Origin of the sequence: Nonomuraea lactucae (assembly GCF_003313395.1) — a bacterium.
Lineage (GTDB): Bacteria > Actinomycetota > Actinomycetes > Streptosporangiales > Streptosporangiaceae > Nonomuraea > Nonomuraea lactucae.
On the sequence record NZ_QNFZ01000179.1, the window covers coordinates 1 to 14,208 of the forward strand.

Annotated in this window: 14 protein-coding genes and 1 tRNA gene; 5 read left to right on the plus strand and 10 right to left on the minus strand. The window is 69.9% G+C overall.

The genetic code is table 11. From position 1 onward, the window contains the following. Positions 1-884, minus strand: an 884-nt coding sequence (locus tag DQW85_RS11690) for a beta/alpha barrel domain-containing protein (protein ID WP_476703599.1), incomplete at its 3' end; no start/stop codon positions are given. A gap of 224 nt (positions 885-1,108) precedes the next feature. Here DQW85_RS11690 and DQW85_RS11695 point away from each other — a divergent pair. Together DQW85_RS11695 and DQW85_RS11700 are read left to right on the plus strand one after the other, a co-directional pair. Further along, on the plus strand, positions 1,109-1,546 hold the full coding sequence (locus DQW85_RS11695) for an RrF2 family transcriptional regulator (protein ID WP_113700360.1): 438 nt from the start codon (positions 1,109-1,111) through the stop codon (positions 1,544-1,546). A gap of 99 nt (positions 1,547-1,645) precedes the next feature. Beyond that, a complete protein-coding gene (locus DQW85_RS11700) occupies positions 1,646-2,842 on the plus strand; it encodes a globin domain-containing protein (protein WP_113700361.1) in 1,197 nt (398 codons plus the stop codon). Between the two features lie 16 nt (positions 2,843-2,858). Here the strand turns inward: DQW85_RS11700 and DQW85_RS11705 are convergent, their stop codons facing one another. From DQW85_RS11705 to DQW85_RS11715, 3 genes are all read right to left on the minus strand, one after another. Next, the gene (locus tag DQW85_RS11705; protein ID WP_113700362.1) at positions 2,859-3,500 is read right to left on the minus strand and encodes a LysE family translocator; all 642 of its coding nucleotides are present in this window, start codon (positions 3,498-3,500) and stop codon (positions 2,859-2,861) included. A 244-nt stretch (positions 3,501-3,744) separates the two neighbouring features. After that, entirely contained in the window at positions 3,745-4,704 is a 960-nt protein-coding gene (gene dapD, locus DQW85_RS11710; protein ID WP_113700363.1) for a 2,3,4,5-tetrahydropyridine-2,6-dicarboxylate N-succinyltransferase, read from the minus strand. Between the two features lie 106 nt (positions 4,705-4,810). Next, a tRNA-Leu gene (locus tag DQW85_RS11715) sits at positions 4,811-4,885 on the minus strand. A 114-nt stretch (positions 4,886-4,999) separates the two neighbouring features. Here DQW85_RS11715 and DQW85_RS11720 point away from each other — a divergent pair. Beyond that, on the plus strand, positions 5,000-5,584 hold the full coding sequence (locus DQW85_RS11720) for an ANTAR domain-containing response regulator (protein ID WP_240197096.1): 585 nt from the start codon (positions 5,000-5,002) through the stop codon (positions 5,582-5,584). A gap of 25 nt (positions 5,585-5,609) precedes the next feature. On the opposite strand, the gene DQW85_RS11725 is transcribed toward DQW85_RS11720, so the two are convergent. Beyond that, positions 5,610-6,359 (minus strand): hypothetical protein, encoded by a 750-nt coding sequence (locus DQW85_RS11725; RefSeq protein ID WP_162794912.1) that lies wholly within the window; start codon positions 6,357-6,359, stop codon positions 5,610-5,612. A gap of 285 nt (positions 6,360-6,644) precedes the next feature. Here DQW85_RS11725 and DQW85_RS11730 point away from each other — a divergent pair, with 285 nt between their 5' ends. After that, positions 6,645-7,937, plus strand: coding sequence for an ABC transporter substrate-binding protein (locus DQW85_RS11730; protein ID WP_113700366.1), 1,293 nt, complete (start codon positions 6,645-6,647; stop codon positions 7,935-7,937). Positions 7,938-8,111: 174 nt separating this feature from the next. Here DQW85_RS11730 and DQW85_RS11735 read toward each other — a convergent pair whose 3' ends face one another. The 5 genes from DQW85_RS11735 to DQW85_RS11755 form a co-directional block, all read right to left on the minus strand. After that, entirely contained in the window at positions 8,112-8,969 is an 858-nt protein-coding gene (locus DQW85_RS11735; protein WP_205315047.1) for an ABC transporter ATP-binding protein, read from the minus strand. Next, positions 8,966-9,904 (minus strand): ABC transporter ATP-binding protein, encoded by a 939-nt coding sequence (locus DQW85_RS11740; RefSeq protein ID WP_113700367.1) that lies wholly within the window; start codon positions 9,902-9,904, stop codon positions 8,966-8,968. Before DQW85_RS11740 ends, DQW85_RS11735 begins: the two co-directional genes overlap by 4 nt. Further along, entirely contained in the window at positions 9,894-10,880 is a 987-nt protein-coding gene (locus tag DQW85_RS11745; protein ID WP_113700368.1) for a branched-chain amino acid ABC transporter permease, read from the minus strand. Before DQW85_RS11745 ends, DQW85_RS11740 begins: the two co-directional genes overlap by 11 nt. A gap of 11 nt (positions 10,881-10,891) precedes the next feature. Further along, positions 10,892-11,932, minus strand: a complete 1,041-nt coding sequence (locus tag DQW85_RS11750; RefSeq protein WP_240197097.1) for a branched-chain amino acid ABC transporter permease — start codon at positions 11,930-11,932, stop codon at positions 10,892-10,894. Positions 11,933-12,640: 708 nt separating this feature from the next. Continuing rightward, positions 12,641-13,015, minus strand: a complete 375-nt coding sequence (locus DQW85_RS11755; protein WP_240197098.1) for a PaaI family thioesterase — start codon at positions 13,013-13,015, stop codon at positions 12,641-12,643. A gap of 128 nt (positions 13,016-13,143) precedes the next feature. Here DQW85_RS11755 and DQW85_RS11760 point away from each other — a divergent pair. Next, the coding region (locus DQW85_RS11760; protein ID WP_275888195.1) for a 5'-3' exonuclease at positions 13,144-14,208 on the plus strand (1,065 nt) is incomplete at its 3' end.

Genomic DNA, 14,208 nt, shown 5'->3' on the forward strand with positions numbered 1-14,208 from the left:
GCCATCCTGGCGGTGTCGGCCACGTCCCGCGGCCCGTACACCGGCTCGCCCGCGGCGTCGAGCCGCATGCGGCCGCGCGGCGGCGCGCTGTGGCCACCCGCCACCTGCGACTCGACCACGAACCCGTCCGGCCGTGTCGCCTCCGAGCGGGCCAGGTAGGCGGCCAGGACGTGCGAGGAGACGATCGCCAGGAACCGGGGCCGCGCCGGTGGTTCCGGCCGCAGGCCGAGCAACGCCTCCGGGTCGAGCCGGACCACGTGCCGCACTGTCTCTCCGTCGCCCGCCACGGTGACCGTGAGCTCCGCCGGCCGCCCCGCGGCCAGGTCGCCGATCAGCCGCGGCAGCTCCGCGGGGATGCCCGCGCCCACCAGCACGTAGTCGACCCCGGCCAGCATCGCCCCGTAGACCGCGGCGGGCGTGGCGAGCTGGATCTTCTCCAGGTAGTTGATCCCGACCAGCCCGTCGTGCCCTTCCTTGGCGAGGAGCACCTCGGCGAAGTTCGCGAGCACGGTCAGCTCGTCGCGGGCGCGGTTCGGCCGCAGTCCCAGCCGGGGTATGGGCCGGTACGGCACGCCGGGGCCGGTCCCGCCGGGCACGTAGTAGCGCCGCAGGACCCGTTCGGCGATCTCGGGGACCGGGAAGCGGGCCAGCGCGTGGCGAGACCGGCCGTCGGGGTCCCCGAGCTGCAGCCGCCGGGCCAGCGTGGCGTCCAGTGCCGTACCCGACACCACGCCGAGCTGCCCGGCCATGGAGACGGCCCGCGCCAGCCGCCACCCGGACACCCCCACGCCCATCCCGCCCTGGATCAGGACGGGCAGCGGCGCAGCCTCGCCCGCGGGTGGCCGGGCGGGGCGGGCGCCGGTCGAGTGGTCGGCGATCGACAAGGGAACCTCCTCCGGATTGCGGCCGCTCCGGGCTGCCGCGCGGACGTCGTTCGTCCCGTCGCCGGACCGGCCAACGAGGAGTTCACCATCGAGGAACCACGCCCCCGTAGTGACGAAGGTCCCTAATCGGGGGACGGCAGGACCCTTTTCAGGCATGTTCAGCCGGGGCGGCTCCGGTCCGGAGGCGTGTCCGGGCGTTGCCGGGCAGCGCCTACCGTAGGGGTATGCGCCTGACCGCCTTCACCGACATCTCGCTGCGCATCGTGATGCGGCTGGCCGTGGCGCACCAGGATGAGCTGATGACCACCCGCGCGGTCGCCGACATGCTCGCCGTCCCGTACACCCACGCCGCCAAGGCGGTGGCGCGGCTGAGCGAGCTCGGCCTGGTCGAGGCGCGGCGGGGGCGCGGCGGAGGATTGCAGCTCACCGAGAGCGGCCGGAGCGCGTCCGTCGGCGGCGTCGTCCGCCGCCTCGAAGGCGGAGGCGACGTCGTCGGGTGCGAGGACACGCCGCCGTGCCCGCTGCGGGCCGCCTGCCGCCTGCGCGCCGCGCTGCGCGAGGCCCAGGAGGCGTTCTACGCCTCGCTCGACACGGTCACGATCGCCTCCCTGGTCACCGCGCCGACCGGCCCGGCGCTGCTGTCCCTCGCGCCCCCGGGGTGACGCCGGTGGGGAGACCTCCACCCCGGCCCTTTAATATGAATCTCAGATGCCAATTATTTCTTGGGCCGGTCTTGGGCTGCCCTGGAGCAGGAGGTTCACATGCTGTCCGCGGAAAGCGCCGCGATCGTCCGCGCCACCCTCCCCGTCGTCGGCGCCTCGCTCGACGAGATCACCACGAGGTTCTACGGGACGATGTTCGCCGAGCGCCCCGAACTGCTCGACGGGCTGTTCAACCGCGGCAACCAGCGCAGCGGCGAGCAGCGCAGGGCATTGGCCGGCTCCATCGCCGGCTTCGCCCGCATGCTCCTGGACCGCCCGGACGAGCGCCCCGACGCGCTGCTCGCCCGCATCGCGCACAAGCACGCGGCGGTCGGCGTCACCGAAGACCAGTACGTCATCGTCCACAAGTACCTCTTCGCCGCGATCGCGGACGTGCTCGGCGAGGCGGTGACCCCCGAGGTGGCGGCGGCCTGGGACGAGGTCTACTGGCTGATGGCCGGCGCCCTGATCTCCATGGAGGCCCGCCTCTACGCCCAGGCGGGCACGCGCGACGGCGACACCTGGCGGCGGTGGCGGGTCGTCGAGCGGCGCGAGGAGACCCCCGACGTCATGTCTCTCATGCTGCGGCCGGTCGACGGCGGGCCCGTCCCGCCCGCGCTGCCCGGCCAGTACGTCAGCGTCCGCGTCCTCATGCCCGACGGCGTCCACCAACTGCGCCAGTACACGCTGTCCGGGCACGGCGACGACGGGCTGCGCCGCATCACCGTCAAGCGGGTGCGCGGCGGCGACCAGCCCGAGGGGGAGGTGTCCAGCCTGCTGCACTCCACCGTCAGGGAGGGCGACGAGCTCACCCTGTCGGCGCCCTTCGGCGACGTGACGCTGGCAGAGCCCCGTGCGCCGCTGGTGCTGGTCTCCGGGGGCATCGGCTGCACCCCCATCACCGCCATGCTCGAAAACCTGGCCGCCACCGGCTCCACCCGCCGGGTCCTGGTCCTGCACGCCGACGTCTCCGAGTCCGGCCACGCTCTCCGCTCGGACATGGAACGCCTGGCCGACGCGCTGCCCGGCGGGGAGCGGGTCTTCTGGTACGAGGCGGGCGAGGCGTCCGGGCGCGACCGCGCCGGCCGGATGGACCTCACCGGCGTCGAGATCCCCGAAGGCGCGGTCGTCTACATGTGCGGGCCGCTGCCGTTCATGCGCGACGTCCGAGGCCGGCTCATCGCCGCGGGCGTCGCTCCCAGGGACGTCCACTACGAGGTTTTCGGCCCCGACCTGTGGCTGGCCCACGACGCCTGACCGCCGCGACGTGCGCCTACGCCACGTTGTCGGCCGCGAGCAGCCCGGCGAGGCCGACGAAGCAGACGCCGGTGCCGCCGTCGATCCGACGCTGGGTTCGGGCCGTGACGCCGGTCATCCCGATGCGTCCGCCGATCCCGATGTAGCCGAGGCCCACCACGAGCTCGATGCCGAGGTAGGCGATGCCCAGCAGGACGAGCTGAGTGTCGAGGTCGCTCCCCGTCCCGCCGGTGAACTGCGGCAGCAAGGCCGCGAACAGCAGCAGGGCCTTGGGGTTGCTGATCGCCACGACGAACTCGTTGACGACGACCGGCCACAGACCTCTGCCGGCCGTGGCGGGCCGTGTCTCCGCGGCGGCGTCCGCCGCCTCGGAGGGCCGTCGCCAGGCACGGCGGATGGCGGCGAACCCGATCCAGGCGAGATAGGCGACGCCGACCCATTTGATCACGTTGAGCGCGGTGGCCGACGCCACCAGCACCGCGCCGACCCCGCCCATGACCAACCCGATGAGCACGCCGAAGGCGGCCAGCCGCCCGCCGACCCCGGCGAGGGCGTACCAGATGCCGTGCCGCACGGCGTTGCTCAGCCCGAGTAACTGGTTCGCGCCCGGAATGAGCGACACCAGCAGGGCAGCCGGGATGAATCCGGCCCAGTTCATGATTTATCTCCTTTCGGCCCCTTCGGCATCGTACAGAACCTCGTCGACCACGCCGGCAGAACAGCTCCAGCGTCACCGCTTCGGGGTGATGGGAAAGCGGAGGGTGAAGGTGGAGCACTGGGCGGGAGCGCTGATGGCGGTGACCGTCCCTCAACCGCGAAGCCCCTGGCCAGGCGGACGATCTTCATGGATCGCCGGTCCCGGCAGGGGCTTCGTCAGAGGGATGCCGTCGCGGTGGGTCAGTTCAGTTCTGGTGGAGGGCCGTGTTGAGCTCGATGCCCGTGCCCGTGCGGGGAGAGGCCTCGACGGCGCCCGTCTGGGAGTTGCGGCGGAAGAGCAGGCCGCTGCTGCCCGACAGGTCCCTGGCCTTGACCGTGCGGCCGTCCGGCAGCGCGACCTTGGTGCCGGCGGTCACGTAGAGGCCGGCCTCCACCACGCAGTCGTCGCCCAGCGAGATGCCGACCCCGGCGTTGGCGCCCAGCAGGCAGCGCTCGCCGAGGGAGATGACCTCCTTGCCGCCGCCCGACAGGGTGCCCATGATCGAGGCGCCGCCGCCCACGTCCGAGCCGTCGCCGACCACGACCCCGGCCGAGATGCGGCCCTCCACCATGGAGGCGCCCAGCGTGCCGGCGTTGTAGTTCACGAAGCCCTCGTGCATCACCGTGGTGCCACTGGCCAGGTGGGCGCCGAGGCGCACGCGGTCGGCGTCGGCGATGCGCACGCCCGGCGGCAGCACGTAGTCGACCATTCTCGGGAACTTGTCGACCCCGTACACCGTCACCGGGCCCCTGGCGCGCAGCCGCAGGCGCGTGCGCTCGAAGCCCTCCACGGCGCACGGGCCGTGGTTGGTCCACACGACGTTTGCCAGCAGCCCGAACACGCCGTCCAGGTTCAGCCTGGGCCTGACCAGGCGGGCGGAGAGCAGGTGCAGCCGGAGGTAGGCGTCATGCGCGTCCACCGGCGGATCGGAGAGCTTGGCGATGCCGGTGCGCACGGCCACCACCTCGACGCCCCGGGCGTCGTCGGGGCCGACGAGCGCGGCCAGCTCGCCGGCCTCGGCCGGATCGAGCCGTTCGGTGCCCGCGGCGGGCGGGTCGCCCAGCTCCGGAGCGGGGAACCACGTGTCGAGAACGGTGCCGTCGGCGGCGACGGTGGCCAGCCCGACGCCGTGCGCGCCGGTCACGGTGGGGTCAGTAGTAGTCACGGGCTCAAAATACCGCCACCGTGTACGGGCGCCGTCGTGGGTCACAGGACGCCCAGGCCCGTGTATGACAGAACCGCCCGGCCGGACGGCCGAGCGGTTAGTCGTGTGCCCCGGGTGGGACTCGAACCCACACTGTACGGGTTTTGAATCCGCTCCCTCATGCCAATTGGGGTACCGGGGCGGGAACCCGGAGGAACCCGGATCGCCCGTATCGCACGGCCAAAGCGTAGCCCAACTCAGGGGTCGACCAGCACGACGTGGATCTAATCTAGCGGACATCGGTACTCTTCTGCTCGTGAGTACGCAGCGGCGAGTGGTGATAGCGGAAGACGAGGCGCTGATCCGCCTCGACCTCAAGGAGATGCTTGAGGAGGACGGCTACGCCGTGGTGGGCGAGGCCGGTGACGGCGAGCAGGCGATCCGGCTGGCCGCCGAGCTCAAGCCCGACCTGGTGATCCTCGACGTCAAGATGCCCGTGCTCGACGGCATCTCCGCCGCCGAGCGCATCGTGGCCGACCGCATCGCCCCGTGCCTCATCCTCACCGCGTTCTCCCAGCGCGACCTGGTCGAGCGGGCCAGGGACGCCGGCGCGATGGCCTACCTGGTCAAGCCGTTCACCAAGGCCGACCTGGTGCCGGCGATCGAGATGGCGGTCAGCAGGCACGAGGAGATGGTGGCGCTCGCCAAGGAGGTCTCCAGCCTCTCCGAGCGGCTGGAGACCCGCAAGCTGGTCGAGCGGGCCAAGGGGCAGCTGATGGCCGCCCACGGCTGGAGCGAGCCGCAGGCGTTCCGGTGGATCCAGAAGGCGTCCATGGACCGCAGGCTGAGCATGCGCGAGGTTGCCCAGATCGTTATAGCCGACGCCGAAGGGCGCGGCTGACAGGTCCCGCATCACCGGATGACGCTCAGCCGCCCAGGCCGCACACCCGCAGCGCGTACGAGATGAGGCGCTCCTGCAGCGGCTTGGGCGGCTCCACGATGACGATCCGCTCCTCGCCCCCGTCGACGCTGGCCCGTACGGGGAACAGGAACGCCTTCTTGGCCTCGGCGAACGCGTGCGGGTCGCACCGGCCGGGCGACAGCGCGATGGGCGCCTCGGCCCGCCGCGCGCCCGCCTCCAGCACGACCAGCGGGCGTCGTCCGCGCGCGGGGGTGACGATGTAGTGGGTGGTGCCGTCGACGGAGTTGACGGTCACCGTCCCGGCGCCGCGGCGGGTGAGCACCAGGGTGCCCCGCATGACGTCGCCGTCCCGCTTCCACTCCGGCCCGAACTCTATCGCGGCCGCCTGCTCGACCAGGAACGCCGAGCACTCGTCGCGCAGCAGCCGGGCGAGCAGCGGGTCCGGGTGCGGCACGTCGAAGACCACCTTCCGCTGCGGCTCCGAGCCGGCGCGGATCCTGGCCACCACCTTCGCGGGCCGCACCTCGGGCAGCCCGGCCGGCGAGCAGTTCGCCGCGCCGTAGGGAATGCGGAGGTCGGTGCGTTCGGTGTGGCGGATCGTGGCCTCCGTGCTTTCCGGTGGCAGCGTTTTGAATGACGGCGTGACCAGTTGGACATCGGCGAAATACACGGGCGTGTCGGAGGTATTGCGCACAGCGATCTGGAGGGCGTGCGCGGGCTCGTCGGAACGCCATTGCGCGAGTGACACGGACACGCCGTCAGGAGGGCGGGTCGACGGCTCGGCCGGGCGGTCCGAGGTGCCGCAACCGGCTAGCATAGCCACCATGACCAGGGGGATCCTAATGCGCTTCACTCCAGGCACATTAGGCATGCTCCGGCGGCTCTCGTAAGTTGAGGACTGATTACGACTCAGCATCCAAGTGCCGACAGTTCCCCAAGGCATCTGGTTGGACACCCTGGTGGTTTTGTACGTTTCCACCATTCGAACGGGAATCTCGGCGCTGTCCGGCTCCCGGCCTGGAGATGAAGGAGACACTTCATGGTCCGCATTGCTCCCGTGGGGCGGGCGCTGGCTGTCGCGGCTGCCACCAGCCTCGCCCTGACAGCCTGCGGTGGGGGTGGCGGCGACACAGCCGCCAAGCCATCTGACACGGCCGCCTCTTCCGCGGCTCCCGCGGCGAAGGGTGACGGCACTCTCACGCTCGGCACGCTGCTCCCGCAGACGGGCTCGCTCGCGTTCCTCGGCCCGCCCGAGTTCGCGGGCGTCGACGCGGCTCTCAAGGAGATAAACGACGCCGGCGGCGTTCTCGGCAAGCCGGTCACCAAGTACGACACCGACTCCGGTGACACCACCACCAACATCGCTTCGCAGTCGGTGGACAAGCTGCTCGCGCAGAAGGCCGACGCCATCATCGGCGCGGCGTCCTCGTCGGTGTCGGAGTCGGTCATCGACAAGATCACCGGTGCCGGCGTGGTGCACTTCTCGCCCGCCAACACCTCCGACAAGTTCACCACGATCGAGGACAAGGGCCTCTACTTCCGCACGTCGCCGCCGGACAAGCTCCAGGGCCGCGTGCTGGGCGACCTCGTGGTGGCCGACGGCAACGACACGGTCGGCATCCTGGCGATGCAGGACTCGTACGGCACCGGCCTGGCCGACCAGGTCGCCAAGACCGTCACCGACGGTGGCGGGCAGGTCGTCGAGCGCGTCGACTACGACCCGAAGGCCGCCGACTTCTCCGCCGACGTGGCGAAGATCAAGGCGAAGAACCCCAAGGGGATCGTGCTGATCGGCTTCGAGGAGACCTCCAAGGTCGTCCAGGAGCTCGTCAAGCAGGGCATGCCGGCCAGCAAGTACAAGTGGTACATGGTCGACGGCAACACCTCCAACACCAACTACGTCAAGATGCCCAAGAGCACCTTGACAGGCGTCAAGGGCACCATCCCCGGCGCCGCGGCTCCGGAGGAGTTCCAGAAGAAGCTTCTGGCCGTCAACCCCAAGCTCGAGGACTTCAGCTACGCGCCCGAGTCCTACGACGCCGCCAACCTGATCGCGCTCGCGGCCGAGGCGGCCAAGAGCGACGCCGGCGTGGACATCGCCAAGAAGCTGGCCGAGGTCAGCAAGGGTGGCGAGAAGTGCAACAACTTCAAGACCTGCGTCGAGCTGCTCAAGGCCGGCAAGGACATCGACTACGACGGCGTGAGCGGTCCGGTCGAGTTCAACGAGGCCGGTGACCCGGCCGTCGCCACCATCGGCATCTACCAGTACGGCGACGACAACAAGTACCCGATCAAGGCCCTCGAGTACCGCACCGGCAACATCGCCGGCTGACGACCCGCTCAAGGCCCGTCGCCCGCACAGGCGACGGCGGTGACGGCAAAGAGAGGGCCCGGTCCACTGGACCGGGCCCTTTCACCTGCCTGACGGACTCCCACCGGCACGGGGCACGACGAAACGGCGAAGGGGCCCCCTCCTCAGGGGCCCCTTCGCCGTTTCAGGAGATCGCTACGCCTTGGCCAGGGTGCCGAGGTAGAGCTCGATCACCTTGGGGTCGTTGGCGAGCTGGCGGCCGGTGCCGGTGTAGGCGTTGCGGCCCTGGTCGAGGACGTAGCCACGGTGGCAGATCTGCAGGCAGCGCCTGGCGTTCTGCTCCACCATGATGACCGTCACTCCCGCCGCGTTGATCTGCTGGGCCTGGATGAACACCAGGTCCTGCAGCTTGGGCGACAGGCCCGCCGACGGCTCGTCGAGCAGCAGCACCGACGGCTCCGTCATGAGCGCCCTGGCCATCGCCACCATCTGCCGCTCGCCGCCCGACAGGGAGCCGGCGCGCTGCTTGCGCCGCTCCTTGAGCGCGGGGAACAGCTCGGCGACGAACTCGAAACGCTCCTTGAACTTGGCGGGCACCTGGAAGGCGCCCATCTCCAGGTTCTCCTCGATGGTGAGGCTCGGGAAGACGTTGTTGGTCTGCGGGACGTAGCCGACCCCGCGCGAGACCAACTGGTGCGCCTTCATGTTGGTGATGTCCTCACCCTTCAGCTTCACCGTGCCGCTGCGGATGTTGACCAGCCCGAACATGGCCTTGAGCAGCGTCGACTTGCCGGCGCCGTTGGGGCCGATGATGCCGATCAGCTCACCCGGCTGGACGTACAGGTCGGATCCGTTGAGGATGTTGACGCCCGGCAGGTAACCGGCGATCAGCTCGTCGCAGCGCAGCACGGCGTTCTCCGCGCCCGCCACGTGGGCGCTGCGGTCGGTGATGGCCTGCTGGGAGCCGACGGGCTCTGAGTTGACGGGCTCGGAGTTGACGGGCTCGGAGCCGGACCGCTGGGAGTCCGGCGCGGACCCGGGGACGGCGTTCACTTCTGCGTCTCCTCCTCGATCTCTGCCTCCAGCGCCGCCTCCGCCTGGTGGAGCTGCTCCTCCAGCTCGCTGTCCGACAGCGGGGCGTCGTGGTGGGCGCCCAGGTAGGCGTCGATGACGCGGGCGTCGGACATGATGGTGTCCGGCGGCCCCTCGGCGATGACGGCGCCCTGGGCCATGACGATCACCCAGTCGCTGATGTCGCGCACCATGTCCATGTCGTGCTCGACGAACAGCACGGTCATGCCCTGCTCGCGCAGGTCCTTGACGTGGCCGAGCAGCGACTGGGTCAGGGCCGGGTTGACGCCCGCCATCGGCTCGTCGAGCATGACCAGCTCGGGCTGGACCATGAGCGCGCGGGCCATCTCCAGCAGCTTGCGCTGGCCGCCGGAGAGCGACCCGGCGAAGTCCTCGCGCTTGGCGTCGAGCTTGAACCTGACGAGCAGTTCCTCGGCCCGCTGGGTGATCTCGTCCTCCTGCTGGCGCCAGAAGCCGGGCACGAGGGCGCGCCAGAAGCTCTCGCCCTTCTGCGCCTGCGCGCCGAGCCGCATGTTCTCCAGCACCGTCAGCCTGGACAGCGCCTTGGTGAGCTGGAACGTGCGCACCATGCCGGACCGGGCCACCTTGTGCGGAGGCACGCCGTTCATGCTGCTGCCGTTGAACGTCCACTGGCCGGAGTCGGCGGTGTCGAAGCCGGTCAGCTGGTTGAAGAACGTGGTCTTGCCGGCGCCGTTCGGGCCGATCAGCGCGGTGATGGAGCCGCGCTGGACCTCGACGTGCTCGACCTCGACCGCCGTGAGGCCGCCGAAGCGGCGCACCACGTTGTCGACCACGAGGATCGGGTCGGGCTTGGGCACGCCGGGGTCGCGGGCCAGGTCCTTGAACGCGGCCAGTGCCGCGGCCTTGCGGCCGGTGGTCGTGGTGTCAGCGTGCATCGAAAGCAATCTCCCTCTTGTCACCGAAGATGCCTTGTGGCCGGTAGATGAGCAAGAGGATCAATCCCACTCCGACCAGGAGGAAGCGGACCGGGCCGACCTGGGTGGAGTTCATGAAGGTGATGTACCCGGCCTCCACCGCGCCGCTCAGCAAGCCGTTGATGAGGACCAGCAGCACCCAGAAGATCATCGAGCCGACGACCGGGCCCAGCACGCGGGCCGCGCCGCCGAGGATGACGATCGTATAGGCGAAGAAGGTGGTCTCGGTGCCGAAGATGTCGGGCTGCACCGACGCGAACGCCAGCCCGTAGATGAAGCCGCCGAGGGCGCCGATGACGCCACCGAGGATCAGCGACTGCATCTTGTAGGAGAAGACGTTCTTGCCGAGGCTGCGCACGGCGTCCTCGTCCTCGCGGATCGCCTTGATCACGCGGCCCCACGGGCTGTTCATGAGCAGGTAGACGATGAGGCAGGACAGCGCGACGAGGATCCAGCCGACGACGAGCACCCAGGTGACCCGGTGGTTGAAGGTGAACCAGCCGAAGCCGTACTCGCCTTCGGGGAACGGGTTGAGCGCGTAGAAGCCGTTGGAGAAGCCGCGCCGGCCGTCGGAGCCGCCGAAGATGTCCTTGAACGCCACCGAGCGGAACACGAGCCGGATGATCTCGGCCGCGGCGATGGTGACGATGGCGAGATAGTCGGCGCGCAGGCGCAGCGTCGGGATGCCGAGGATGATCGCGAGCAGCACCGCGGCGGCCAGTCCGACGGCGATGCCGACCCAGAAGGGCAGGCCCAGCACCGTGACGGAGACCGCCAGGCCGTAGCCGGCCACGGCCATGAACGCCGCCTGGCCGAAGTTGAGCAGGCCGGTGTAGCCGAAGTGGACGTTGATGCCGATCGCGGCGAGCGCGTAGAGCACCGTCTCGACGCCGATGGCGGCCTTGACGGTGGTGGAGATGATCGTGACCCAGTCCATGATTCCCCCCGTCAGCCGATCCGCTCTCGGCGGCCGAGGATGCCCTGCGGCCGGAAGAGGAGCACGATGATGAGTACGGCCAGCGCGCCGACGCTCTTGAGCTCCGGCGGCACCCACAGGGTGGACAGCTGGATGAACAGGCCGACGATGAGCGAGCCGACGAGCGCGCCGAACGCGGTGCCGAGCCCGCCGAGCGTGACGCCGGCGAAGATGAGCAGCAGGATGTCCTGGCCCATGGTGAACTTCAGGTTCTGCGACAGGCCCAGCATGATGCCGGCCAGCGCCGCGATGGCGGCGCCCATGGTCCAGATGATGCGGATGACCCGGTCGACGTTGATGCCCGAGGAAGCGGCGAGAGCCGGGTTGTCGGCGACGGCGCGGGCCGCCTTGCCGGTGCGGGTGCGCAGCAGTGCCACCCCGACGATGATCAGGACCGCGAGCTCGATGCCCATGGCGATGAAGTTCTTCGGCGCCGCGGAGATCGGGCCGATCTGCACGCCGGGCTGGGCGGTGTACTGGGCGAAGGCCTCGTTCTGGCCGCCGAAGAGGATCAGGAACGTGTAGCGCATGACGAGCGCCACGCCGATCGAGATGATCATCATGGCGATGATGCCGGTGCCGCGTTTGCGCAGCTGACCCCAGAAGAACCGGTCCTGCGCGTATCCCAGTCCGCCCGCGAGGATCACCGCGATCACGGCGGCGGGGATGAGGTGCAGGCCGACACCGATGTTGAAGGCGTAGGCGAGGATGGCGCCGAGCGTGACCAGCTCACCGTGGGCGAAGTTGGTCAGGCCGGTGGTGCCGTAGATGAGCGACAGGCCGAGCGCGGCCAGCGCGATGATCAGGCCCAGGTTCAGGCCCTCGAAGGCGAGCTGCGCCGCCTGACCCCAGAAGGAACTCTCTTCCTCCTCTTGGGGCTGGCCCGGCGCGCCCTTTGCCTGGAGGGCGAAGAGCACCGCGGAGAAGTTGTCCGCGTAGACCGTCGGGGTGCGGACGTTGTTGCCGCCCCTGACCGCCATGTTCTGCGGCAGCGTCTTGACATCCAGTGTCACCTTGTATCTGCCCGGCTTGTCCACCGGGACCTGCCAGGTGCCTTGGGCGTTACTTGCGACCTCCGCAACGGGTTGTCCGCTTTCGGTGGTCACGACGATTTTCACGCCGTTCACTGGCTGGCCTTGGAATGTGAGTGTCCCTCTCAGGCCCTGGTCCGCCGCCGCCGCGTGGGCGGGGGCGGTGAGCAGGAGTACGAGTCCACTCAGGAAGGCCGTGAACGCGATCACGGCTCTGCGCAATGGTGCTCCCTCGGATAGGTCAAGGCGGGGTGGTGCCCCTCCATCTCGACACGCGCGCATCGCAGGCACAACTGGGATGCTGTTGCGGGAGCTTATTCCGCGTACGACCGGTTCAGTATCGTTCGTCACCAATTAGTGACATGTGCGTGTCACTCGCGTGAGGAAACAAAGAGGCCAGGTCAGACGGTACATCGCCGAGGGGGCTGGGCGCTCCCATGTCATGACATGGCCACGGTCAAGTGAGGGTCGAACCGAGATGGGACCGAGCCCGGGGGGTGGCCTTTGGGACCGTGTAGGGCTTCCCCGGCCTTACACGTTATCTACTCGGCCCCCCCGCGGGCTCTGCTCCGACCACCGTAGCGACCCGCGGGGCCCCTGCGCAAAGGGAGACGCGAGTCGCGTCGCGTGTCGGCCCAGCGGTCGCGTGGCGTGTCCGGCCCAGCGGTCGTGCGGCGGGGACGGCGGGGCTCAGCGGTCGCGCGGGGGCGGGGCCTGGAGTTCTCGGTCGCGCAGCATGCAGGTCAGGCGCGAGGTGCAGACGCGGCGCCCCTGCTCGTCGGTGATCACGATGTCGTAGGTGGCCAGCGACCGGCCGCCGTGCAGCCGGGTGGCCACACCGGTGACGTGGCCAGAGGTGGCCGAACGGTGGTGCGTCGCGTTGATCTCGATGCCGACGGCGATCCGCTCCGCTCCCGCGTGGATGGCCGCGCCCGTGGAGCCGAGCGTCTCGGCCAGCACCACCGAGGCGCCGCCGTGCAGCAGGCCGTACGGCTGGGTGTTGCCCTCCACCGGCATCCTGCCCACCACCCGCTCCGCAGTGGCCTCCAGGAACTCGATCCCCATCCGGTCGGCCAGCGTGCCCTGGTGCGAGGTGAACAGGGCGAGTTCGTCGGGATTGGTCTGCGTCAAGGGGAGGCCTCCAGTCTTCCGGGCCCAGGATTTCTGTCGCATACGCAGACTAGGCTGCGGGTGTGCCGAAAAGTGAAGTGACCCCCAGCCGCCCGTGCCTGCTGCTGCTCGACGGGCACTCGCTGGCCTATCGCGCCTTCTACGCGCTCAAGGACGCCAACCTGATGACCACCGACGGTCAGCACACCGAGGCGGTCTACGGGTTCACCTCGATGCTGACCAACATCCTGCGGGATGAGCAGCCGTCGCACGTGGCCGTCGCCTTCGACCGTTCGGAGCCGACCTTCCGGCACGAGGAGTACGCCGACTACAAGGCCAACCGGAGCGAGACGCCCGAGGACTTCCGCGGCCAGATGCAGCTCATCTACGAGCTGCTCGACACGCTGCGCATCCCGCGCCTGTCCAAGCCCGGCTTCGAGGCCGACGACCTGATCGCCACGCTGGCCACGCGCGCCTCCGCCGAGGGCATGAACGTGCTGATCGTCACCGGCGACCGCGACGCGCTGCAGCTCGTCGACGGGCAGGTCACGGTGCTCATGACCCGCCGCGGCATCAGCGACATGACACGGTTCACCCCCGAGGCCGTGGAGGAGAAATACGGCCTGACCCCGGTGCAGTATCCCGACTTCGCCGCGCTGCGCGGCGACCCCAGCGACAACCTGCTCAGCATCCCCGGCGTCGGCGAGAAGACCGCGGCCAAGTGGGTGCGCGAGTTCGGGTCGCTGACCGCCCTGGTCGACCGGGTCGACGAGGTCAAGGGCAAGGTCGGCGACAAGCTGCGCGAGCACGTCGCCCAGGTGCTGATGAACCGCCGGCTCACTGAGCTGCTGCGCGACGTCCCGATGGAGGCCGACCTCGCCGACCTCAAGCAGGGCACGTGGGAGCGCGAGGAGATCAACAAGCTGTTCGACTCGCTGCAGATCCGCGGCGAGCTGCGCGAGCGCGTCTTCAAGACGCTCGGCACCGGTGATCACGAGCCCGACCAGGGCTTCGAGGTCGAGACCGTCCTGCTCGGCCCCGACCGCGTCGCGGGATGGCTGGCGGCGATGCCCGCCGGCCGCGCCGGGCTGGCCTTCCGCGGCGCCTACGGCAGCGGCACGGGGCGCGTCGACGCCATCGCGATCGCC